We start from the raw sequence: 993 nt of genomic DNA, 5'->3' as shown, positions 1-993 counted from the left end.
AAGTCGTAACAAGGTAACCCTAGGGGAACCTGGGGTTGGATCACCTCCTTACGTAAAGTCGTTGGACGACTTAATGTAGTGCCTACACAGATTGTTTTGTTATGAAATAAAGAACGACCAAGATTTACTCGTAAGGGAAATCACTGGGGCTATAGCTCAGCTGGGAGAGCGCCTGATTTGCATTCAGGAGGTCAGCAGTTCGATCCTGCTTAGCTCCACCATTCTTATAGGCTTGTAGCTCAGCTGGTTAGAGCGCACCCCTGATAAGGGTGAGGTCGGCAGTTCAAGTCTGCCCAAGCCTACCAAATTTCCTGCAAACACTTGCAAAGCAAGTGGGCGTGTAAAATCGTTTAACCGGAAGCAGAGCTTTCTGACGATTTTTCTACTCGCTAAAGTAACGGTAAAATTTGGTTGGTAAGTCTAGGTAAATCCTAATGAATATTTACTCATAGAGTAAGCATTGATTAGGGTTTTTTACCCTCAGGGAGATTGCGTGCTCTAAAGAGTACTGTGAATCCTCCTTGCGCAAAAGTCGATAAACAACATCGATTTTGCACCATGTTCTTTAACAATTTGGAAAGCTGATATTAGTAATCAATCAATATTGAGTAACTGAGAATATCGAAAGATGTTCTTTCAAAGCTACTCTACTTGACAAAAACGTGCTGTAAGGCTGATGTCCATTACTCCTGTGAGTACTGTTCGTCCTCCTTGCGCAAAAGTCGACAAACAACGTCGATTTTGCACGAAGATTAGACAGTCATGCATGCAACAGTGCTTTAATGCACACCTGACTCCGGATAAAAAGGCGGAGGTTAGGCGCAACGTTATCCATCCTTTTAGGATGTCGCATCCTTTGGATAGTGTTGTACGGTAGTTCACCTTATTCCTCACTCATGTGAATAAGCAGTGGCTACGACGAACAGGGTTACCTGGGAAGCTATTTAGGGTTGTATGGTTAAGTGACTAAGCGTATACGGTGGATGCCTTGGC

The 993-nt window shown here is 43.7% G+C and carries 2 tRNA genes; both read left to right on the top strand.

What is annotated here, in order from left to right:
- The first annotated feature begins 145 nt into the window (after window positions 1-145).
- Window positions 146-221: transfer RNA gene (locus tag C6Y40_RS10285), tRNA-Ala, on the top strand.
- A 7-nt stretch (window positions 222-228) separates the two neighbouring features.
- Window positions 229-305, top strand: a tRNA-Ile gene (locus C6Y40_RS10280).
- Window positions 306-993: the final 688 nt, after the last annotated feature.

The organism is Marisediminitalea alba (assembly GCF_002993365.1).
Lineage (GTDB): Bacteria > Pseudomonadota > Gammaproteobacteria > Enterobacterales > Alteromonadaceae > Alteromonas > Alteromonas alba.
Note: the sequence above shows the minus strand (reverse complement) of the source record. Positions and strands in the feature narration are given on the sequence as shown.